Source organism: Mucilaginibacter sp. PAMB04274 (assembly GCF_039634385.2).
Classification (GTDB): Bacteria; Bacteroidota; Bacteroidia; order Sphingobacteriales; family Sphingobacteriaceae; genus Mucilaginibacter.
Map to the genome: position 1 here is coordinate 2,519,556 of NZ_CP155081.2, position 22,364 is coordinate 2,541,919.

At 41.6% G+C, this 22,364-nt stretch carries 22 protein-coding genes and 1 tRNA gene; 7 read left to right on the forward strand and 16 right to left on the reverse strand.

Features of this window, described 5'->3' with window-relative positions; translation table 11 throughout:
- Window positions 1–44: 44 nt before the first annotated feature.
- The 3 genes from ABDD95_RS10650 (at window position 45) to rpmA (ending at window position 1,412) form a co-directional block, all read left to right on the forward strand.
- Window positions 45–551 (forward strand): hypothetical protein, encoded by a 507-nt coding sequence (locus tag ABDD95_RS10650; RefSeq protein WP_345951873.1) that lies wholly within the window; start codon window positions 45–47, stop codon window positions 549–551.
- Window positions 552–632: 81 nt separating this feature from the next.
- Window positions 633–941 carry a 50S ribosomal protein L21 gene (gene rplU, locus ABDD95_RS10655; RefSeq protein WP_345951874.1) on the forward strand — a complete coding sequence of 103 codons (309 nt, stop codon included), beginning with the start codon at window positions 633–635 and terminating at the stop codon, window positions 939–941.
- 48 nt (window positions 942–989) lie between these two features.
- Window positions 990–1,412, forward strand: coding sequence for a 50S ribosomal protein L27 (gene rpmA, locus ABDD95_RS10660; RefSeq protein WP_345951875.1), 423 nt, complete (start codon window positions 990–992; stop codon window positions 1,410–1,412).
- Between the two features lie 69 nt (window positions 1,413–1,481).
- On the opposite strand, the gene ABDD95_RS10665 is transcribed toward rpmA, so the two are convergent.
- From ABDD95_RS10665 to ABDD95_RS10685, 5 genes are all read right to left on the reverse strand, one after another.
- The gene (locus ABDD95_RS10665; RefSeq protein WP_345951876.1) at window positions 1,482–1,892 is read right to left on the reverse strand and encodes an energy transducer TonB; all 411 of its coding nucleotides are present in this window, start codon (window positions 1,890–1,892) and stop codon (window positions 1,482–1,484) included.
- A gap of 4 nt (window positions 1,893–1,896) precedes the next feature.
- The gene (locus ABDD95_RS10670; RefSeq protein WP_345951877.1) at window positions 1,897–2,871 is read right to left on the reverse strand and encodes a polyprenyl synthetase family protein; all 975 of its coding nucleotides are present in this window, start codon (window positions 2,869–2,871) and stop codon (window positions 1,897–1,899) included.
- 23 nt (window positions 2,872–2,894) lie between these two features.
- Window positions 2,895–5,033, reverse strand: a complete 2,139-nt coding sequence (gene rnr / locus ABDD95_RS10675; protein ID WP_345951878.1) for a ribonuclease R — start codon at window positions 5,031–5,033, stop codon at window positions 2,895–2,897.
- Window positions 5,034–5,136: 103 nt separating this feature from the next.
- Window positions 5,137–6,867 (reverse strand): ABC transporter ATP-binding protein, encoded by a 1,731-nt coding sequence (locus ABDD95_RS10680; protein ID WP_345951879.1) that lies wholly within the window; start codon window positions 6,865–6,867, stop codon window positions 5,137–5,139.
- A 57-nt stretch (window positions 6,868–6,924) separates the two neighbouring features.
- Window positions 6,925–7,629 carry a 3'-5' exonuclease gene (locus ABDD95_RS10685; RefSeq protein WP_345951880.1) on the reverse strand — a complete coding sequence of 235 codons (705 nt, stop codon included), beginning with the start codon at window positions 7,627–7,629 and terminating at the stop codon, window positions 6,925–6,927.
- Window positions 7,630–7,838: 209 nt separating this feature from the next.
- On the opposite strand from ABDD95_RS10685, the gene ABDD95_RS10690 reads away from it, so the two are divergent.
- The gene (locus ABDD95_RS10690) at window positions 7,839–8,564 is read left to right on the forward strand and encodes a glycosyltransferase family 2 protein (protein WP_345951881.1); all 726 of its coding nucleotides are present in this window, start codon (window positions 7,839–7,841) and stop codon (window positions 8,562–8,564) included.
- A 37-nt stretch (window positions 8,565–8,601) separates the two neighbouring features.
- On the opposite strand, the gene ABDD95_RS10695 is transcribed toward ABDD95_RS10690, so the two are convergent.
- From ABDD95_RS10695 to kdsA, 7 genes are all read right to left on the reverse strand, one after another.
- Window positions 8,602–9,006 carry a hypothetical protein gene (locus ABDD95_RS10695; protein ID WP_345951882.1) on the reverse strand — a complete coding sequence of 135 codons (405 nt, stop codon included), beginning with the start codon at window positions 9,004–9,006 and terminating at the stop codon, window positions 8,602–8,604.
- Between the two features lie 36 nt (window positions 9,007–9,042).
- Complete coding sequence (gene topA, locus ABDD95_RS10700) at window positions 9,043–11,373, reverse strand: type I DNA topoisomerase (RefSeq protein WP_345951883.1); 2,331 nt, start codon at window positions 11,371–11,373, stop codon at window positions 9,043–9,045.
- Window positions 11,374–11,504: 131 nt separating this feature from the next.
- On the reverse strand, window positions 11,505–12,593 hold the full coding sequence (gene mnmA / locus ABDD95_RS10705; RefSeq protein WP_345951884.1) for a tRNA 2-thiouridine(34) synthase MnmA: 1,089 nt from the start codon (window positions 12,591–12,593) through the stop codon (window positions 11,505–11,507).
- 160 nt (window positions 12,594–12,753) lie between these two features.
- Window positions 12,754–14,121 (reverse strand): NAD-dependent succinate-semialdehyde dehydrogenase, encoded by a 1,368-nt coding sequence (locus tag ABDD95_RS10710; RefSeq protein ID WP_345951885.1) that lies wholly within the window; start codon window positions 14,119–14,121, stop codon window positions 12,754–12,756.
- Window positions 14,122–14,541: 420 nt separating this feature from the next.
- Window positions 14,542–14,889 (reverse strand): DUF3140 domain-containing protein, encoded by a 348-nt coding sequence (locus tag ABDD95_RS10715; RefSeq protein WP_345951886.1) that lies wholly within the window; start codon window positions 14,887–14,889, stop codon window positions 14,542–14,544.
- Window positions 14,890–14,951: 62 nt separating this feature from the next.
- Window positions 14,952–15,887 carry a KpsF/GutQ family sugar-phosphate isomerase gene (locus ABDD95_RS10720; protein ID WP_345951887.1) on the reverse strand — a complete coding sequence of 312 codons (936 nt, stop codon included), beginning with the start codon at window positions 15,885–15,887 and terminating at the stop codon, window positions 14,952–14,954.
- 56 nt (window positions 15,888–15,943) lie between these two features.
- Window positions 15,944–16,723, reverse strand: a complete 780-nt coding sequence (gene kdsA / locus ABDD95_RS10725) for a 3-deoxy-8-phosphooctulonate synthase (protein ID WP_345951888.1) — start codon at window positions 16,721–16,723, stop codon at window positions 15,944–15,946.
- 731 nt (window positions 16,724–17,454) lie between these two features.
- Between kdsA and ABDD95_RS10730 the strand changes: the two genes are divergently transcribed.
- Entirely contained in the window at window positions 17,455–18,312 is an 858-nt protein-coding gene (locus ABDD95_RS10730) for an RNA polymerase sigma factor RpoD/SigA (RefSeq protein ID WP_345951889.1), read from the forward strand.
- 158 nt (window positions 18,313–18,470) lie between these two features.
- Here the strand turns inward: ABDD95_RS10730 and ABDD95_RS10735 are convergent, their stop codons facing one another.
- Window positions 18,471–20,018: a bifunctional GNAT family N-acetyltransferase/carbon-nitrogen hydrolase family protein gene (locus ABDD95_RS10735; protein ID WP_345951890.1), complete on the reverse strand. Its 1,548-nt coding sequence runs from the start codon at window positions 20,016–20,018 to the stop codon at window positions 18,471–18,473.
- 103 nt (window positions 20,019–20,121) lie between these two features.
- The gene (locus ABDD95_RS10740; RefSeq protein ID WP_345951891.1) at window positions 20,122–20,313 is read right to left on the reverse strand and encodes a cold shock domain-containing protein; all 192 of its coding nucleotides are present in this window, start codon (window positions 20,311–20,313) and stop codon (window positions 20,122–20,124) included.
- Between the two features lie 208 nt (window positions 20,314–20,521).
- Here ABDD95_RS10740 and ABDD95_RS10745 point away from each other — a divergent pair, with 208 nt between their 5' ends.
- Window positions 20,522–20,842 (forward strand): YhjD/YihY/BrkB family envelope integrity protein, encoded by a 321-nt coding sequence (locus ABDD95_RS10745; RefSeq protein ID WP_345951892.1) that lies wholly within the window; start codon window positions 20,522–20,524, stop codon window positions 20,840–20,842.
- On the forward strand, window positions 20,803–21,486 hold the full coding sequence (locus tag ABDD95_RS10750; protein WP_345951893.1) for a YihY/virulence factor BrkB family protein: 684 nt from the start codon (window positions 20,803–20,805) through the stop codon (window positions 21,484–21,486). The genes ABDD95_RS10745 and ABDD95_RS10750 overlap by 40 nt, the downstream gene beginning before the upstream one ends.
- A 182-nt stretch (window positions 21,487–21,668) precedes the next feature.
- Here the strand turns inward: ABDD95_RS10750 and ABDD95_RS10755 are convergent.
- Window positions 21,669–21,752: transfer RNA gene (locus ABDD95_RS10755), tRNA-Leu, on the reverse strand.
- Between the two features lie 16 nt (window positions 21,753–21,768).
- Window positions 21,769–22,296, reverse strand: a complete 528-nt coding sequence (gene hscB, locus ABDD95_RS10760) for a Fe-S protein assembly co-chaperone HscB (protein ID WP_345951894.1) — start codon at window positions 22,294–22,296, stop codon at window positions 21,769–21,771.
- Window positions 22,297–22,364 lie beyond the last annotated feature (68 nt).

Here is a 22,364-nt window from a genome sequence, read left to right on the forward strand (position 1 = left end):
TCCTATTTTTGCAATTCGTACTAATTCATAATTTCTATTTATTTATGACCGATAAAACTAAAAAGATATTTTTTGCACTGACCATTATTGTGCCTATAGGTTTGTACTGCGGCTATTACTATGGTATGATGATTAAAAATGCACCGTATCGTTTTTCTGATTTTCAGTATATCCGGTTCGAGTATGGCTTAGGTGATAGCTTAAATAATAAATTCAACTCTAAGACTGGTTCTTACCAATATGTTACCCAAAGCGGTAAGGTAAAAAAGATGAATTTGCATTTAACAAAGGATAATCTGATTTATCTGCATCGCAAGGCGGCGGATTTGGGCTTCTGGAACTTCCCGGCGGTTGAAGAAGGCGATGCTTACCAGGGAAAGAAAGAAAAGACACCCCATTACTTGATTGAGTTTGCCTACAAGGAAAAGACTAAGAAAGTGCTCTTTGACCAGGCTTATAATGGCGATCCGAAACTGAAGGATGCCAACCAACGTCTCATCAAAGAGATACAGAAGATATTGGATGATCGAGAGCAGAAAGTTCAGCAATAATGTTTTGTTGCAGCATTGCTTTTACAAATAAGAATTTCTATATTTGCACCTCAAATTTTTAAACAATTTAATTAACAAACAATGTACGCAATAGTAGATATAGCCGGACAGCAATTTAAAGTTGCAAAAGACCAGCAAATCTTTGTACACCGCTTACAGGGAGATGAGGGCGCTAGTATTGAATTTGACAAAGTATTGTTAGCTGAAAACGAAGGTAAATTTTCGTTAGGTAGTGCCTTACAAGGTGCTAAAGTATCAGCAACAATTGTGTCTCATGTAAAAGGTGAAAAAGTTCTGGTTTTCAAAAAGAAACGCAGAAAAGGTTACAAAAAGAAAAACGGTCACCGTCAGCAATTTACCAAAATTGCAATCACAGGCATTACTTTATAATTGAAGGTTTAACGCAAGGCTTAGTAAGCTTTGATAAAATATTAAAACATGGCTCACAAAAAAGGTGCGGGTAGTTCCAAAAACGGCCGCGAATCGCATAGTAAACGCTTAGGTATCAAGATTTTCGGTGGTCAGCCTGCAATTGCTGGTAATATCATCGTTCGTCAGCGTGGTACACGTCATAACCCAGGTCAAAACGTAGGTATTGGTCGCGACCATACTTTATTCGCTTTGATAGACGGTCAGGTAGTTTTCAAAAAGAAAGCTGATAATCGTTCTTACGTATCAGTATTACCTTACCAAGGTTCTGAAGTAGCTGCTGAAACTAAACCGGTAGTAAACGTACAAACTGAAGCTGCTGCTGTAGCTGCTCCTACTACTAACGGAAAAGCGAAGAAAGCTGCTGCTCCTGTTGAAGAAGAAGCCCCTAAAGCTGAAACTGCTACTGAAGGTGATGAAGTTGTTGCCTAGTAAGGTAACTATAGGTTAGTTCGCTAATCATATTAAAAGGCCTGCATTATATAATGCAGGCCTTTTTTACTAGTTCGCTAAAGTAAATACAACCGGTATTTCATGATAAGCGCGAACTATCTTTCCGTCTTTTTGCGCAGGCACCCACTTTGGCGATTGCGCGATTACTCTTAAAGCTTCAGCGTCTAAGTCAGTAGATGCGCTGGTTTTGATCCTTAGCTGACTAAAGCTACCATCCTTTTCTACAATAGTTTGTAAAACGACTGTGCCTTGTATGTTGTGTTCTACAGCATAAGCCGGGTAACGTAGCGTTTTAACTAGATACCTGTTCAATTTCTTTTGTCCGCCTACAAATTCAGGAGCTTTGTCGGTTTGTAAGTAAACACTATCGCTTTGGCTTACTACCGGGCTAGTACTTTGCGCTTTAATAACGCTAAAAGAAAGGATAAACAGGGTGGATAATATGAAACGTTTCATCATCGTATTATTTTTCTCGTATCATTAAGCCGTCTGCAAAATCACGAAGGTATTGTTTGCGGTCATTTGATAAACTGATCTGATCTAACGCCTCGAATGCTTTGTTAGCAAAGTCTTGCATAGCCTGTTCGGCATACATTCTAATATTTAGCTGATTATAAATATTGGTAACAGCCTTTACCTTTTCCGCAGCGTCGAAGTCGTCCCTGTTTATCCAGTGGTTTAATTCTTCTATCTCATTACTTCCTGCTAACTCCAGCGCCTTAATTAGCAAATAAGTCTTTTTATTAGAGATGATATCGCCGCCTACCTGCTTGCCAAATTTTTCCGGATCGCCGTATACATCTAAAATGTCATCCTGTAGCTGAAACGCAGTACCTAATTGTTCGCCAAAGGTACAGAGTAGATCGGCATCAGCTTTGCTGGCTCCACCAATCAGTGCCCCAATTTTAAGAGCGCCACCCAGTAATACAGCTGTTTTTAACTTAATCATGTTAAGATAAGCCTCAATAGCCACATGTTCTACTTGCTCGAAGTTCATATCCAGTTGCTGCCCTTCACAAACGCCTACAGCTGTATTACTGAAAATCTTCAATACGTCGCGCAAGATTGAATCTTCGACCTGCATAATCAGTTTATAAGCCTCCACCAGCATTACATCGCCCGATAGAATAGCCACGTTAGGATTCCACTTTTCGTGTACAGTTACTTTGCCACGGCGTAAGGGGGCATTGTCCATAATGTCATCATGTACCAGGGTAAAATTATGAAACACCTCGATGGCAAGTGCTGGCTGAACAGCAGCCCTAACATCGCCGCCAAAAAGGTCGCATGCCATTAAAAGTAGAGCAGGTCGCATACGCTTGCCGCCTACCGACAAAATGTAGGTAATAGGATCGTATAATTCAGCGGGATCAGTAGGATAGGAGAGGTCGTTAACTGCTTCCTCTATGAGTAACTGTAAATCTTTTAATGTATTCATATAAAAGTAACCGGTGCTGGCTTTTAATCAAGCACCAGTGAGAAATCAATTTGCTTTTTAGTGAGATCTACGTTCTTGACTTTAATCCGGACTTCGTCGCCCAGTTGATAAACCTTCTTTTTCCGTTGACCAATGATAGCATAGTTTTTTTCATCTAAGGTATAAAAGTCATCAGATATGTCGCGAAGCCGTACCATGCCTTCACAGTTATTTTCGGTAATCTGAACATACATTCCCCACTCGGTAACGCCCGAAATCACACCTGTGTATTCACTACCGATATTATCCTGTAGATACTCGGCCTGTTTGTATTTAACCGAAGAGCGTTCGGCATCGGCAGCTTTTTTTTCCATTTCTGAGCTGTGCTTACTCAGCGCTTCATAGTGCTCTGCATTTACAGCCTCGCCACCGTTTAAATAATGAAATAACAACCGGTGTACCATCACATCGGGATAACGGCGTATAGGCGACGTGAAGTGCGTGTAATGGTCAAAAGCCAATCCATAGTGGCTGCTGCTTTTGGTGGTATAAATAGCTTTAGCCATAGAACGTATGGCCAGCTGTGTCAGTACATTTTGCTCCTTTTTGCCTTCTACATCATGCATCAGGTGATTGAGTGATTTTGCTATCTCACGGTCCGACTTCATGTTTATGCGGTAACCAAAGCGGGCCGCAAATTGCGCAAAGTTGCCTAAGGTTTCAGGGTTAGGTGCATCGTGTGCGCGATATACAAAAGCGTATTTCTTTTTGCCTTTGCCCTTTTTGCTCACAAACTCGGCTACTTTACGGTTGGCCAGCAACATATAGTCTTCAATCAGCTTATGGGCATCTTTGCGTTCCTTAACATAAACCCCAACAGGCTTCCCTTTTTCATCAAGCTTGAATTTAACCTCGGTACTTTCAAAACTGATAGCGCCATGTTTAAACTTTTGCTCACGCAACTTATAGGCTATTGCATTAAGCTGGTGAATCTCTTCCACATAATCTCCCTCGCTGGTTTCTATTACTTCCTGCACTTCTTCATAGGTAAAACGGCGGTCGGAGTGGATGATGGTTTTTCCAAACCATTGGTCAAGCACATGACCTTCGTCATTCATTTCAAATACGGCTGCAAAGCAAAGCTTATCTTCATGCGGACGCAGCGAGCACAGTCCGTTTGACAAGCGCTCAGGCAACATGGGTATCACGCGGTCAACCAGGTAAACAGAGGTGCCACGGTCATAAGCTTCTTTGTCAAGAGCAGAATCCGGAATAATATAATGCGATACGTCAGCAATGTGAATACCTATTTCGAAGTTGCCGTTTTCGAGCTTTTTAAAAGATAACGCATCGTCAAAATCTTTGGCATCAAATGGGTCAATAGTAAAGGTCAGTACATCTCTAAAATCCCTGCGCTTGTCTATCTCTTCGGCTGTTATGTCTTCTGAGATAGCCTCGGCTTCCTGTTCAACCTCGGCAGGGAAAGACAGCGGAAAACCATATTCTGCCAGGATAGCGTTCATCTCCGTATCGTTCTCGCCCTGTGTACCTAAGATTGTTTTGATGCGGCCAACCGGGTTTTTTGCTTCAGGGGGCCAATCGGTAATAGCTGCAACGGCTTTCATGCCATTTTTTGCACCGTTTAAATCGCTTAGCGGTATAAAGATATCATGCAACATCTTACGGTCATCGGGTACAAAAAAAGCAAATCGTTCAGATAACTTTACAATGCCGGTAAATTCCATTTTGGCGCGTTGTATAATATCCACAACCTCGCCTTCTTTACGCTTGCCTTTGCTCTTGGCATACACATATACTTTTACGCGGTCACCATGTAGTGCATTGCGTAGCTTACGGGGAGCTACATAGATGTCATTCTCAAACTCATCGTCGGTTACAATAAAGGCCGATCCATCGTTGGTCATATCAACCTTGCCCTCTACGAAAGTTTTAAGCTCCAGCACTTTGAATTTACCTGGAGACACTTCCTGTAAAACGTTTTTCTTAGCTTCTTCTTTTAAAATTTCTAATATAGTTTCGCGGGCTTCTGGCTCGCGTACGTTCAATTTAGACGATACCTGTTTGTAATTAAGTGCCTCTTTGGCATTTTGCTCAAATACATCCAGCACAAGTTGTGTAAGTACTTGTTTAACTGATGAACTGATGTTTTTCTTTTTGGCCATTTAAATTTAGCTATGGTGCTAATATACGCAACCTGTATTTAGTAAGCGGCGTATATAATTTGATATAGATACTAACAACCGAAGCTGGCGAAAGTTATTGGTTTTAAGATGGGATAACGATTTGAGGAATAGACGCGATAAGCTTTTGTGTATAAGGGGTTTTAGGATTAATAAACAGCTCGTCTGCATCTGAAATCTCCTGAATTTCTCCTTTGTTGATGACCATGATACGGTCAGAGATGTGTCGTATAACCGATAGGTCATGCGAAATAAAGATATAGGTAAGACCCAAATCTTTTTGCAGATCGCGTAGCAAGTTCAAAATCTGCGCTTGTACCGAAACATCCAGCGCAGACACCGACTCATCGCAAATGATGAACTGAGGTTCTAAGGCCAGTGCTCTTGCAATAACCACGCGCTGGCGCTGCCCGCCCGAAAATTCATGCGGATAACGGTTAAAATGCTCGGGCAGGAGACTCACCCTTTCCAAAAGTTCAATAGCCTTTTGACGCCTTTGTGTATTATTTTCATGCAGGCCATGTACCTGCATAGGTTCCATCAGCAACTGCCCAATGGTTAAGCGTGGATTTAAAGAGGAGTAAGGGTCCTGAAAGATGATCTGCATTTGGCGCCGCATATGCCGCAATTCGTTTGGCCTTAAGTTGAGCAGGTTAGTTCCTTTATAGGTTACGCTGCCTGAAGTGGGTTGTATTAGCCTTAAAATACTTCGGCCAAGCGTGGTTTTACCACTGCCGGACTCGCCAACTAAGCCTAGAGTTTCGCCGGGATATACTTCGAAATTTACATTACTTACAGCCTTGATATATTTTTTTGAAGAAGAAAACCAACCGGAGCTAACGGGGAACCAAGTACATAGATCATTTACTTTGAGAATAGGTTCCTGCTTGTATAACAATTGCTTACGTTCATGTACCTCAAGCTGGTTATAAGAAAAATTCTCTTTCACGGCACTTACCGAAAGCCCGGTGCTCTTAAGCTCCCCATTGCCATCAACCTTTAAAAAATCGCTGATAGTAGGCAGACTTTTTAAGTTGAGATTGGCCGAAGGCCGGCAAGCAAGCAAACCTTGGGTATACGGGTGATTGGGATTGGTGAATATGTTTTTTACCGGCCCTTGTTCAACTACCTCGCCCTTGTACATTACTAATAGCTCATCGGCTATTTGGCTAACCACACCGAGGTCATGCGAAATGAAAAGCAAGCTCATATTGCGCTCCGCCTTCAATTTCAACAGTAAGTCAATTATCGTTTTTTGTACGGTTACATCAAGTGCTGTAGTAGGTTCATCAGCAATAAGCAGATCAGGATTGCAGGATAATGCCATTGCGATCATAACCCGCTGCCGCTGCCCTCCAGATAGTTGATGCGGATAGCTATCAATCATACTTTCCGGGCGTGGAAGCTGTACTTCTTTAAACAAGTTGATAGCTTGTTGCCGGGCCTCATGTTTATCAAGCTTCCGGTGTAATTGTATGGCTTCGGTTATTTGGTCACCACAACTAATCACGGGGTTTAAGGAGGTCATAGGTTCCTGAAAAATCATGGCAATGCGGTTACCACGCAACACGCGCATTTCTTTTTCTGATGCTTGAGCGATGTTTATGCCATCAAATACAATATCACCTTTTATTTGTGTATGCCTACTTTCGAGCAGGCGCATTATTGCTAACGAAGTAACCGATTTACCCGAGCCCGATTCACCTACAATGCCCAGTGTGCGCCCTTTTTCTATTGACAAAGAAATACCTTTTACTGCCTCAAACCATCCATCGGATGTACGAAAACTTACATGCAGGTTGTTAATTTGAAGCATAAAATCAATAAAGGGATCAGTTGGCTCAATATAGCGTAAATGCGCTACAATGCCAAATTACAGGTCTACAATCGTGACTTGGTCATCAGTGATCAGCGGTTCGCCTTTAAACCTTTTGAGCAACTGCGCTGTAGTCACCACATCCTTTTGGCAATAAGTGCAAATGCGATCAAGCTGATTGTCAACCCAGTAAACCTGCGCCACCATGCTGCCGTCTATGTCATCTTTAGGGGTAGGGATACCAAAAATGGCCGCTAATAAATTTAATGAGGTAAAGTTCTTGTAATCGCCAAATTTCCACATCTCCATTGTATCGAGATGGCAAATTTCCCAGGGTTTTTTACCTGAGATATGCAGTTGGACGGGTAGGGGAATTCCATTGATCAATAACCGGCGGCAGATATAAGGAATATCAAATTCCTTTACGTTGTGCCCGCAAAGTATGAGTTTGTCTGACATGCCTTTAAGCATTTCAGAAAACTTTCTTAGCAACTCACTCTCGTCATGCGAAGCGAATGATTTTACGCGGAAGCCGCCTGACTTTGTAAAGATACCGGCAGAAAGACATATGATTTTGCCAAATTCGGCGAGGATGCCGGCACACTTATAAAATTCTTCGGCTGTTTCTTCTTTGCGCTGGTACTGTGTTTTCTTGTCCCACAGTTGCCTAAATTGTTCTGGAACCTCATCGTAACTGCTATACTGCGGAACAGTTTCAATATCAATCACCATCACATTATTCCAATCCAAATTTTCGAGCATAGCAGCCGGGAGTTTAAAACAGCCACAAAATAAAGCATTTTTATTGATGTTACTACTTAGATGCTACATTTGTAGCGAACAATTAAGCTGATAAATGTACAAAGTAGCAAAGAGCGCTTTATGCTAATTTATAATTTTAACACGTTATTAGTATAGTTACATACACTTAATGGGAAAAAAGCTCCTTAGTTCGAATTTGATATTTGCCTATGATCATCAACACGTTATCTGTCATCATACCCGCTTACAACGAAGAGCGTACCATACACCTCATACTGAATAAAGTTAAAGCCGTTGAACTTATCAGTGGTATTCAAAAAGAAGTCATTATTGTAAATGACTGTTCGAAAGATGATACGGAAGGGGCTATACTACGTTATAAAGAAGCTAATCCCGATCTGCCCATCAGTTATTTTAAGCATGATGTAAACAAGGGAAAGGGTGCGGCCTTACATACTGGAATAGCCAAAGCTACCGGCGAATATCTAATTATTCAGGACGCCGACCTGGAGTATGATCCGGATGAGTACAATGATCTACTTAAGCCTGTTGTGAACGGGTTTGCTGATGTAGTTTACGGCTCCAGGTTTATGGGTAGTAACCCGCACCGCATATTATTCTTTTGGCATACCATAGGCAACCGCTGGTTAACGTTCGCCTCAAACATGTTCTCCAACCTGAACCTTACAGACATGGAGACCTGTTATAAATTGTTTAACACTAAAATGCTGCAAGGAATAACGTTAACGGAGAAACGATTTGGCTTTGAACCTGAGGTTACCATTAAAATGTCGCGCATACCGCACATACGTATATATGAAGTAGGGATATCCTATTACGGCCGTACATATTATGAAGGCAAGAAGATAGGATGGAAGGACGGTGTAAGGGCAATCTACTGCATCCTCAAATATGGCCTCTTTAAAGCAAACTGATTTACATTTAACTTTATCAGCCTGCCGGATGTGTAAGTTACTTAATCATTACGCCAGGCTTATTAAGTACCGGCAACTTAATAAAGTTTGATTCTACAATACTTTCGGGGAGGAAGATAAATTTCTTGTCGTAAATGTCCTTACCTATGTAGTAGCTTACCCAGTACTCATTATTAAGGCCAAAGGTTTGCTCGTCTATCGGCTCAATAAGCGCAAAGCTTTTGCTTTGAATAATCGGCATCATGTGCCTTAAAACTGAGGTTTTAACTTGCTCGCCGTCTTTCTCGCCGTAGCCTTTGGATGTAACAAGTACGTTTTCGATGGGTTGGTCTTTTAGGTTGATGAGATATACGTACCATACTTTGCTCTCTACGGTTTCATTTTCAAGCGCAACGGCAACTCCTATATCCTTAACTAAGTTCTCGGGTAAATCTCTAATCATAATCAAAAAACGCCTGTTTCCAGGCGTGCATTATCTTTATTTCTTTTTAGCAAACTTTTTGCCTGCCGGTTTCTTGCCGTCCTTTTCCATGGCATCGGCCAGCGCTTTACACTCGTCGTAGGTTAAAGTAGTGGGCTCTTTGCCCTTAGGTATTTTAACGTTTAATTTACCAAATTCGATATATGGTCCCCAGCGTCCGTTCAAAATTTTAACATCAGCATTTTCTTCAAACGTTTTAATAAGCTTTTCAGCGTCTTTCTTCCGTTTTTCTTCAATTATCTCAATACCCTGCTGCTCTGTTACACTCATAGGGTCAACGCCTTTTGGTAAAGAATAAAAGCTGCTGTTGTGTCTGATATACGGACCAAACTTGCCGATGGCTACGGTCATTTCTTTGTCCTCATACACACCAACTTTTTTGGGCAGCTTGAACAACTCCAGCGCATCCTCTAAAGTGATCGTCTCAATCATCTGGCCAGCCCTTAAACTGGCGTATTGAGGCTTTTCGTCTTCTTCAGCTTCGCCGATTTGTACAAACGGTCCATAGCGACCGATACGGACCGACATTTTCTTGCCGCTTTCGGGATGGATGCCTAAATCACGTTCACCGCGAGCTTTATCTGCAGTTTGAATTGTACTCTCTACACCCTCGTGAAAAGGAAAGTAGAAGCTTTTGATCATCGCTGTCCACTCGGTTAAACCCTGGGCAATCTCATCAAACTGCTTTTCGACGTTAGCGGTAAAATTAAAGTCGACAATGCCGGTAAAGTGCTGTACTAAAAAGTCATTTACAACAGCACCAATATCTGTAGGGAACAATTTGTTACGTTCGGCACCTGTATTTTCAGACTTTTCTTCGCGCTTTATGGATTTATCTTTAAGCGTTAACACCTTGAAATTTCGGGTTTTGCCTTCTCGATCTTCTTTTAAGACATAACCACGGTTTTGCACCGTTGAAATGGTAGGCGCATAAGTAGATGGGCGGCCAATGCCTAATTCCTCCAACTTTTTTACCAGACTTGCTTCTGTGTAGCGTGCAGGAGGCCGCGAGTAGCGTTCAGTAGCCGACATTTCCTGCAGGCTTAAAACCTGACCTTTGGAAAGCGGTGGAAGAATGGCGTTGTTTTCGTCCTGGTTGTTATCTTCATCTTCGTCACTCGACTCAAGGTAAACTTTCAGAAAGCCGTCAAACTTCATCACCTCACCGTTGGCAACCAGATCTTCAGACCGGGTTGAGATGTCTATTTTGGCCGTGGTTTTTTCAAACTGGGCCTCACTCATTTGTGATGCAATAGCGCGCTTCCAGATCAACTCGTACAAGCGCTTTTCGGCGTTTTCACCATCAATGGTGTGCTCATTAAAATAAGTAGGGCGTATGGCTTCGTGCGCTTCCTGTGCACTGGCCGATTTGGTTTTATATTTACGTAACTGATGATATTTATCACCGTAAGCAGACACTATTTGCTGTTCTGCAGCATTTAGAGCGGTATCAGATAAATTAACACTATCGGTACGCATGTAAGTAATCTTACCAGACTCATATAGCCTTTGAGCAACCGACATTGTACGTGAAACCGAAAATCCCAGTTTGCGACTAGCTTCTTGCTGAAGCGTAGAGGTTGTAAAGGGAGCTGCTGGCGAGCGTTTAGTTGGTCGTGTTTCTAACGATTTTACAGTAAACGACGCTTCAATACAGTCGTTGAGGAATTTTTCTGCTTCTTCCTGTTGTGTAAATCGTTCTGGCAGTTCTGCACGGAATGCCTCACGACCTTTGCCAAATATAGCTACCACCCGAAACGCAGCTTCGGCTTTAAACTTATTGATCTCACGTTCGCGCTCTACTATTAACCTTACAGCAACGGATTGAACCCGGCCGGCAGATAAAGAAGGTTTTACTTTTTTCCAGAGCACTGGCGAAAGCTCAAAACCCACCAAACGATCCAATACCCGGCGTGCTTGTTGGGCATTTACCAGGTTATAATCTATAGTGCGTGGGTTTTCAATAGCGCGCATAATAGCAGGCTTTGTTATTTCATGGAATACTATACGTTTAGTTTTATCTTCTTTTAAGCCTAAGGTTTCAAAAAGGTGCCAAGAGATCGCTTCACCCTCCCGGTCCTCATCGGATGCTAGCCAAACCATTTCTGCTTCCTTTGCTAATTTTTTCAACTCGCTGACTACCTGTTTTTTATCAGCAGGTACCTCATATCGTTGTGCAAAGTTATTAGGTATATCAATGGCGTCCTCTGACTTCACCAGATCACGGATATGACCATAGCTAGACTTAACAGTAAAGTCTTTGCCCAGGTAACCCTCGATAGTTTTGGCTTTCGCCGGAGATTCTACAATAAGTAAGTTTTTGGCCATTAATGCTCTTTATTTTCTGCAAATAAAACACAAAGAATGTGAAACACAAATTCACAAACAGTATTAATTTTTTAATTGCAACAGTAATTAATCAGAATTGTTCGAGATGACGGCTTACTACCTAAGTAGGTTTACATCAAGAAACCACCGCCCAGCAGATCGTTGCCCTCGTAAAACACAGCGGATTGACCGGGCGCAATACCCGACACCTGATGGTGAAAATCTACCTTCATGTGATCGCCCAGCTGTACTATGGTGCTTTCGGCACCGGCATCTTTATAGCGTATCTTAGTAACGGCCTGTAAAGGCTCGTTAATGTTTTCATACTTCACGAGGTTCAGGTTACGCACCCATGCTTCTTTACGGTGCAATTCTTCCTGCGTTCCCAAAACTACCGTATTATCGGCCGGGTTTATTTTGGTTACAAACATAGGCTGCCCTAAGGCTATGCCCAACCCCTTACGCTGGCCGATGGTGTAAAACGGATAGCCCTGATGCTTGCCGACAACCGTTCCATCAGTTAACACAAAGTTGCCTGCACCTACACGTGTGTCCAAGTCCTGCACTTTATGGCGAAGGAATGCCCTATAGTCGTTATCAGGAACAAAGCATATTTCATAGCTTTCGCTTTTGCCAGCCAATTCAACCTGCCCATAATCTAATGCCATTTGCCTGATCTCTGCTTTTGCAAAACTGCCTAACGGAAATCTTGTTCGAGCCAGGTTTTGTTGCGATACGCCCCAAAGTACGTAAGATTGGTCTTTGTTTTCATCGCGACCTTTAGATACCACATAGCGACCGCTATCTTGTAAGCGGATATTGGCGTAATGCCCGGTTGCTATAAATTCACAATCTAGCTTGTCTGCACGTTTAAGTAAAGCTTCCCATTTAATATGGGTATTACACAAAACACATGGGTTAGGTGTACGGCCGGCCAAATACTCGTCAACAAAATTGTCTATTACGTAATTGCCAAACTCATTGCGTATATCCAATATATAATGTGGAAAGCCATAACCAACTGCTAACGAGCGGGCATCATTAATGCTATCCAAACTACAACAGCCGGTTTCCTTAGAACTTCCACCCGCAGAAGCGTAATCCCAGGTTTTCATGGTAAGCCCAATTACTTCATAGCCCTGCTCATGTAGCATAATTGCTGCTACTGAACTATCAACACCACCACTCATGGCTACTAAGATTCTACCGTGCTTACTCATATCAAATGCAAAGATAAGCTTTGTTAACCGTTGCCAAAAATGGGCATGTCAGCATAAGGTAAAACCTAATGCCATACTCAATCGTGTTAACCATTAAGAAATAGCTATTGTATAACAATGAGTTGAGAATATTATATCAACAAATTATTTACATTATACATTACCTAACATAAACCGTTTTTATATTTACAAACTCATGTATGCCGAACATTCCCAGCTCACGGCCATATCCAGATTGCTTAATGCCACCGAATGGAAGCCTGGGATCTGACTTTACAAGGGAGTTTACAAAACAGGAACCAGCTTCCAACTGCGTTGCAGCAATCCTTTCACCTCGTTCAATGTCCTGTGTAAAAACTGCAGCTCCTAAGCCAAATACACTATCATTAGCTAAGCTTACAGCTTCTGTTTCATCCTTTGCTGTAATGATAGCCGCCACCGGTCCAAAAAGCTCTTCATCAAAAGCGGGCATACCTTTTTTTACCTGGGTAAGAATAGTTGGCGGATAAAAAGCGTTTTCTCCATCAGATAACTGCCCGCCTAATATACATTGGGCGCCGGCTTCTATAGATTTTTTTACCTGATTATGCAACTCGTCTCTTAAATCAACACGTGCCTGCGGACCAATGTCTGTTTCCTCGCTCAAGGGGTCGCCAGTATGTTTGGCTTTCATTTTATCGAGCATTAATTGTGTAAACCTCTCGGCTACCGTTTCCACAACAATAAACCGCTTGGCGGCTATGCAGCTTTGGCCGCTGTTAATAAGTCGACTATCTGTACAGGTTGTGGCTGCAAGCTCAAGGTCGGCGTCGTCTAAAACCAAATACGCATCACTGCCACCAAGTTCAAGTACTGTTTTCTTTAACACAGATCCAGCCTTTTGGGCTACTTTAATTCCGGCTTGTGTGCTGCCTGTTAAAGTCACTGCTTTTATCAATGAGTTTTCTATTATAGCATCAACTTTATTGCTTGTAACTAACAGTGTTTTGAAAACATTAGGCGGAAAGCCGGCCTGCTGTACTAATTCTTCGATCACTATTGCACAACCCGGTACATTTGAAGCATGCTTTAAGACGCCGCAATTACCGGCAGCTAATGCCGGGGCCAGGAAACGAAATACTTGCCAAAAAGGAAAATTCCAGGGCATGATGGCCAATACTACGCCAATAGGCTCAAATGTTACAAAGCTTTTTTGAGCTTCCGTTTCAATCAGCTGTTGCTGTAAAAACGAATCGCCGTGGTCTGCATAGTATGTGCAAACCGACTCGCATTTTTCAATTTCGCTGATGCCTTGCTTAATGGGCTTGCCCATTTCAAGAGCCATCAAATGCGCTAACTCCTGTTTGCGCTTTTTCAATATAGCTGCAAGGGCAAGCAAAAGCACTGATCGTTCACCGTGTGAAGTTAAGCGCCATTTTTGCCATGCCTCATGTGCAGCCTCAATTTTGGACTGGACTTGCTCGTCGGTATCGGCTTCGTAAGTCTTGATAATTTTTCCGTTTATGGGGTTAATTGATTGAATAGACATAATTGTTAATTAACTGCTCGATATTTAAACTTGATTAGCCATCAGAAAGACAACCACACCCAAAAAGTGTTTTGAGCGGTATAAGTAGGCTTTTTTACAAACCTTTTATATATGCCTGGTGTGTTTATAAAGTTAACGCAACAAATAAATGCTGTTATCCTCACTAATAAATCGTTTCTTTTTGTAACGAAAAAGCATCAATAGAGCGAACTGAGTGAATTTTTGATAAAAGTACTTACAGGTATTGCGTAGAAATACGCAGCGTATATATTTGCCATATAACCCTTGCCAAATATGAACATTACAGATTTAACAATTGAGCAAAAACTACAAGGCTTTATTTTGCTAATTATCTGCTTCGTTGCAGTAATGAACTACGTTATTTAATTTTCAACGCATTATTTGAGAGAAGATAAAGACTTACTTCTTGGAATAATCATGCCCCCAATTTTTAAGGGAGTAATTCCAATTGCTGTTAGCTACATCGCCTGAAGGTTTTTGAGCGGAGTGACGTTTAATGTAACCAACAACCTTCTGCATATGTAAGTAGTCTGCTTGCTGCAGCTCGCCTTTATTTTTATGCAGAAGACTTACTATCTTCTCGCCCGATTTGTGACCTACCGACTCGCCGTCGCCACTGTCCCAACCCACTTTTTTTGATTCATCGGTTTTAAGCCATTTTTCAAGGGATGAAGCCGTCATGTTTACCAGCTCTTTAAACTCAATATATATTTCCTGCTGTTCGTCTGTATTTAGATGCTTGTCCATAAATAATGTTAAAGCAAAAATAACAGGCACATAAAAGATTTGTTGCGCAAAAGATTACTCCTTTAACGCGTATAAATTTGATATATACCTTTAACGGAGCGATTTTCGGGGGAACCAACTAACACCGTGGTAATCTTCTTTCTGATCATCAATTCATCCGCCTGGTTTATCAGTTCATCTTCATTGATTATTACCGGATTCGGGTTCATCATCCCGGCCACTGTTTGCGTAGTCGTATCGGGATTGCGCATCAAAGAGCGACGCAGGTCGCCGTCTGTTATAACGCCTTTTATGTTTGATGTGTCACCAACGATCACCATTCCTAAACGACCTTCTGACATGCATAATAAAAGTTCTGTAAACGGTACGTCATCCTTAATAAAAGGAAGTTTATCTGTACGCATCATATCTTTCACCTTAACCAATAATTTGCGTCCAAGGCTGCCACCCGGATGAAAACGCGCAAAGTCTTCTGGCTGGAAATGCCTGGCTTCCATAAGCGCTACAGCCAGTGCGTCGCCCATAACCAGTGTTGCAGTAGTTGACGAGGTTGGGGCCAGCTTAAGTGGACAGGCCTCATGTGTGATGTGGACGTTTAAATGAAAATCAGTATTGGTAGCGATAGTTGATGATGGATTACCAGTGATACTTATAATTTTGTTCTTATTCCATTTTAAAAAAGGAATAAGCCGAATAATCTCGTCTGTTTCGCCAGAGTAGGAGATAAGGATGATCAAATCGTTGTGCCCAATCATTCCCAAATCGCCATGAAAGGCCTCTGTAGGGTGCATAAAAAAGCTGGACGTGCCTGTACTGGCCAAGGTGGCTGCAATCTTTTTGCCTATAAGCCCGGATTTGCCTGCGCCAGTAACAATAAGCTTGCCCTTGCTTTGTAAGATAGCGTCTACAGCTTTAGTAAACTGTTCGTCAATTAAGCTTGCAGCCTCTTGCAGTGACTGTATTTCGTCCTTAAACACTCTTTTGGCTATTTCCTGCATGCGTAATAATCGGTCTTAATTTGTGTTCTAAATGGCCTGTAAATGAAATATCGTAGTTAGCTTAATAATGGCTCAATCACTTTATCCAAATCACTTAGCTTGATCATGTTAGGGCCATCACTCAAGGCATTATCAGGATCGGGATGAACCTCCATAAAATAACCATCAGCTCCAAACGCCTTGGCTGCCTGAGCCATCATTGGTACAAACGTCCGGTCGCCACCGGTTTTGCCGCCAGCACCACCAGGGCGTTGCACCGAGTGCGTACAATCCATGCAAACCGGATGGCCAAAAGATTTCATGTCGTGTATATTCCTAAAATCAACAGCTAAATTATTGTAGCCGTACATATTGCCGCGTTCGGTAAGGATAACCTGTTGATTTCCTGCTTCAAGCACTTTTTGGGCAGGGTAAAACATATCCTGACCTGATAGAAACTGCGCTTTCTTAACATTAACTACTTTTCCGGTTTGGGCAGCGGCTACCAGCAAATCGGTTTGGCGGCATAAGAAGGCCGGTATCTGCAAAATATCTACTACCTCGCCAGCTACCGCAGCCTGATAACTTTCATGTATATCGGTAGTCAGGGGTAAGTTGAAGCGCTCTTTTACTTTTTGAAGCATTTCCAGGCCTTTTTCCAGGCCAGGGCCACGGTAGGAACTGATAGAAGTACGGTTTGCCTTATCAAACGATGACTTGAAAATAACCGGTATATTGTACTGCTGGCCAACGCGGGCAACCTGTTCGGCTACCTGATATAACAGGTCCTGGCTTTCCATCACGCAAGGGCCTAAAATGAAGAAAGGTTTTTGTTGTATTTGTTCGAAAAGTGTCATTAATACGCTTATAAGTAATTAATAATAACAAAGCCCCAATGCAAAATGCATCAAGGCCTATTTGTATGAGATCCTAATATATTAGCCGTTAGTCCATTAATTGTGGTGTACTTACGTTTCCAGCTTTGATAGTAATTAATTATCGTCGACTTACGTTTTAGGTTAGCAACCTTTAATTCCTATGCAGTCTTCTAATTTACAATTCAATGTTTTGCTCAACTAAAATTGGCGTAAACTCAGCAATATATTTGGTACATAGTTAGGATATTTTGCTTCAATTACCAATAGCTATTTTGCGAGTACCTAAGATTCACGTTTTGTTTTGGCGGTAGTTTTACCAATGGGTCTAACGCGCTTATCTTGATATTTCCATTTCTGAATTGCTGTATCATTTGAAAAGCTTTCGCTTTCCTGGAGACTTAACCATATAAACACAATATGAGAAAACAGACCGCAGTTTGGATTTAAACTTGAGTTTCATTTATATGATACCTGATCAATTTCAATGTTCTTTATCAAAGATGACTTTTTGCATACCAGTTACTGATTAAATTAACGGTAACTTTACACCACACATTGTGTGATGTGATAGAACGAGCGACACACTACTGAACAACGAACGATTAACAGCTTAAGATTGATCAGTAATGGGCAAACCGGCAGTTGCTCAGTTTATAAATGCTACTAAAAACTACATTGATGCTGCGGTAAGCCCATCATAAAATTCTTGAATGAGACAACTAAAAATATCCCAATCCATTACCAATAGGGAAACGCAGTCCTTAGATAAATACTTGACCGAGATAGGTAAAGTAGACCTGATTTCGGCTCAGGAGGAAGTTATCCTGGCACAAAAGATCAGGGAAGGCGATCAGGCTGCGTTAGAGCGGCTTACTAAAGCTAACTTACGCTTTGTGGTATCGGTTGCTAAACAATATCAAAACCAAGGTATAACATTAGGCGATTTGATTAATGAAGGGAATTTAGGCTTAATTAAAGCCGCCGGTCGTTTTGACGAAACGAAAGGATTTAAATTTATCTCATACGCCGTTTGGTGGATTCGCCAATCAATCATTTCAGCAATCGGAGACCAATCACGCGCAGTAAGGTTGCCGCTAAATCAGGTGACTGCCATAAGCAAGATCAGAAAGGCTCAATCAAAGTTGGAGCAGGAGTTTGAACGGGAGGCTACACCCGAGGAACTTGCTTTAAACCTGGAAACAACTGTTGAAAGGATAAGCGATTCGCTGAGCATTTCAGGAAGGCATATTTCTGTAGACGCACCTTTTCAACAGGGCGAAGAAGGTACGTTGCTGGATGTAATGCACAGTAGCGATCCTACCACAGACAATATGATGATTCATGACTCTCTGAGCATTGAACTTCATCGTTCACTCTCAAGGCTAGGAGATCGGGACCGTGAAGTTTTGATTTTATTTTACGGCTTGGGCGGAGGAAATACGCATACCTTGGAAGAAATTGGAGAAAAACTCCGTTTAACACGCGAACGGGTTAGGCAGCTAAAGGATAAGGCGTTGCAAAACATTAAGCGCTCATCCAGAAGTGGCGTGCTACAGTCATACTTATAAAAATCACTTAAAGGCGTTTCAAGATAAAGAATGGTGCCCCGGGTTGCAGGATGATCCATCTCTTATGACACAAAAAAGGTGATGCAAAGCTGCCAATTAAATACGGATAGCTTTGCATCACCTTTTTTGTGTACAAGCAGCAATTAAAGAATATATTACTACTTCTTGCTTTTGTTTACGATCTTATAAATATCCAATCTCCTGTCTTTTAGGTTTCGTACTGCACCAAAACTATGCAGTTCTTTAAGCAGGTCTACATCCACATCTGCAATCAATGTAGTTTCGGTATTAGGCGTTGCCTCTGCCTTAATGCCATTGCTTGGAAAAGAAAAGTCTGATGGGGTAAACACGGCCGACTGCGCATATTGAATATCCATGTTGTGTACCTTAGGTAAGTTACCTACGCTGCCTGCAATGGCCACATAACACTCATTCTCTATAGCCCTGGCTTGTGCGCAACTCCTAACACGGGTGTAGCCGTTTTGTGTATCAGTCATAAAAGGAACGAAAAGAATCTGCATGCCTTGCTCGGCTAACAGCCTGGGCAGTTCGGGAAATTCTACATCATAACAAATTAAAATGCCAATCTTACCGCAATCGGTATCGTAAGTAGCGATGTTATCGCCGCCTACCATGCCCCAAGCGCTTTGCTCGGCAGGCGTTAAGTGAATTTTGCGGTACATCTCATATGATCCGTCACGCCGGCATAAATATCCAACGTTCTGCAAAACGCCGTTTTCCAGGTATGGCATACTACCGGTAATAATGTTAATGTTGTAACTGATGGCGTATTCCATAAACTTATCCCGTAAAGGAATAGTGAAATTAGCTATTTGGCGCATTGCTTCGGCTCCACTTAAATGATTGTAATCTGTCATCAATGGTGCATTAAACAATTCCGGAAACAGAATAAAATCGCTTTGATAATCACTAACCACATCTACAAAAAACTCAATTTGTTCGCATAGCGACTCCAGGTTAGGAAACGGCCTCATCTGCCATTGTACTAATCCTAACCGGATAATCGATTTTTTTGAATTGATATGCGCCGCTTCTTCGTTGTAGTATATATTGTTCCACTCTAACAACGAGGCATATTCAAGTGACTGCGTGTCGCCTGGTAAATACCCTTTTAAAATTTTCCTGACGTGAAAATCGTTGGCCAGTTGAAAAGATAGGGTAGGGTCATGAATTTCTTTCCCTTTAACTTTTTCGAGGTATGCCTTGGGTGTGAGTTTATCGGCATAGTCTTTATATTTTGGAATACGGCCACCCGCAATAATGGCTCGCAGGTTATACCGCTCGCAAATTTCCTTCCGGGCGTCATATAATCTTCGTCCTATTCGCATGCCCCGAAAGTCTGGGTGTACAAAAAAGTCAATTCCGTATAACACATCCCCTTTTGGGCTGTGGGTTGAAAAAGTATAATTACCCGTAATTTGGCCGTAAGTATGATTGTCTCCAAACTTGTCATAATCTACTATTAGCGACAATGCGCATCCGGCTATTGCTCCATTAACCAGTATACAGATCTGCCCTTCCGGAAATATTTCAACAAGCTTGGTGATATGCACTTCGCCCCAAAAGGAAGCGCCTTCCCATTCGGAATAAGCTTCCATCATAGAGGCTTTTAAGCCCAGATAATCATCTTTAGTGAGCGTGCGTAATTCTATTTTGAGATCTTCGTTTTTAAGTTCTTTTTCCATTTTGTGGTTTTGCTCTAGTAGGTTGATGAACTGGTGACAGCTAAAATTGTAAAAAAAAAGCACCCTCCCAAAGGAGGATGCTTCGTAATGGTTTTATAGTTCGTTAAGCTAACTTTACATTTACAGCGTTAGGACCTTTACGGCCTTGCTCTACGTCAAAATTAACAACGCTGCTCTCACTAATGTTGTCAATCAGACCGGTTGAGTGAACAAAGATCTCGCTTCCACCATCATTTGGAGTGATAAATCCGAAACCTTTAGTCTCATTAAAAAATTTTACTGTTCCTTGTTGCATTATATGGTTATAGATAAGTAGGCAAGATACTTAAAAACATTCACCTAATTTACTATGGGTAAAAGTATTTAATTAATGGTAATAAAGCAGCTTTTTAGATAACATTAAAAGAGTGCTTTAAAAAGACTATTTGTAGCAAGCAGCATAACAACCAATGATAAACAGGGCACAGATATTGTTGATTGCTGGCAACATTAATAATTGTTGAATGATTAAAGAATACCTCACTATAAAAGCTTTCATTAACGGAGGCAAAATATTAAAGGCGGCTTTCGGCAATTTCATGACTGACCGTGCACTGAAGTACAGTGCCTCACTGGCGTACTATACCATCTTTTCATTAGCGCCGCTGTTGTTGCTGCTGATTTCGTTAATTGGTATTTTTATGGGGCAGGATGCCATACAGGGCAAGGTATTTTCAGAGATTAACGGTATGGTAGGTAACGAGCCGGCTAAACAAATTCAAGGCATGATCAAGCATCTTGAGAGATGTCAGGTAAATCTACCATATCGGTTGTTATTGGCATAATCACTTTAATCCTCGGTGCTACTTCAGTGTTTGGTGAGATTCAAGACTCAATTAATATCATATGGCAGGTTAAAGCCAAACCCCAAAAAGGCTGGGTAAAGATGATTAAAGATCGGGTTTTGTCATCGTCATTAATTATTACTTTGGGCTTCCTACTCATGGTTTCGCTTGTAATTAACGGTGCATTACTCGCAGTGAGCGACCGGTTAAAAACCTTTTTACCCGACTTCACCGTTGTGATTTTTAACGTCATTAACGGGGCTATCAGCTTTGTAGTAATAGCTGTGCTTTTTGGGGTGATTTTTAAAGTTCTTCCCGATGTAAAGATTCGGTGGAAAGATATCTGGCCGGGGGCATTATTTACAGCTGTTTTATTTATGATCGGACGACTGCTGATTAGTATTTACATAGAAAAGTCGGGCACCAGTTCAACTTATGGTGCAGCAGGATCGTTGATTGTTATACTGTTGTGGGTGTATTACACAGCTGCCATACTCTATTTTGGTGCTGAGTTTACCAGGGCGTACGCTGACTTTAAAGGCATAAAAATAGAGCCGGCAGAATTTGCAGTACACGTAGAAGAGAAAGAACAGAAAAAAGATGTAGATGTGCTTCCTAAGCAACATAAAACTGACTCCAAATAAGATGGTCGTGTTCTGATAAATACCTGGTCTTAACTTGACATTTTTAACGCTTTGCACGAACGCTTGGCTTTTGCGCCTGAAAAGCCGTTGTAAGTTTAACAGAATACTTTGTATGCTTTCAACGTTACTACCTTAAAAACAAAAATCCGCTATGATTGCTCATAACGGATTTTGTTGTGTAGTACCCAGAGCCGGGGTCGAACCGGCACGGCCTTGCGGCCACAGGTGTTTGAGACCAGCGCGTCTACCGATTCCGCCATCTGGGCCTGTCCATACTTCCTTTCAGAAGCGGGATGCAAATGTATTCAAACTCTCCTGAATTCGCAACAAATATTTTTGTCTATAATAAATATCTGCAATGCTGTTTAAACGACTTTCTTTTGCCGTATCATTAAGTGTTTCATAATCAGTTGTTAACTCTTTAAATTGATTATTCAGATCATCTTCAACAGACAGCACTTCTGCACGTATTGAGGCTAGCTGTTCGGCATCATCGGCCTCCATAAGGCGCTCATTAAGGTCCATCATCTCCATTAAGAAGTCGGCCGGTAACTGCGGCTTGGCACCCTCGTTAACTAAATCATGCTGCTTTAAGATATACTCTAACCGCTTAGCGGTATCGCTTAATGTTTGGTAAGCCTTATTGTTAATCGTAGATATTTCCAGTATCTCCTGTTGTTTACTATCATCTTCGTTTGCGTAAAAATCGGGATGGTACTGCTTGCTTAGCGCATAAAACTTTTTCTTTAAAGCAGCACTGTCAATATGGAATGACTCTGGTATATCGTAAAATTCAAAAAAATTGATCATAACGCATTTTTACTAAAAGAGAAAACCTGATTTCCCTTGTTATTGAGTGTAAAGGTATTTAATAAAGT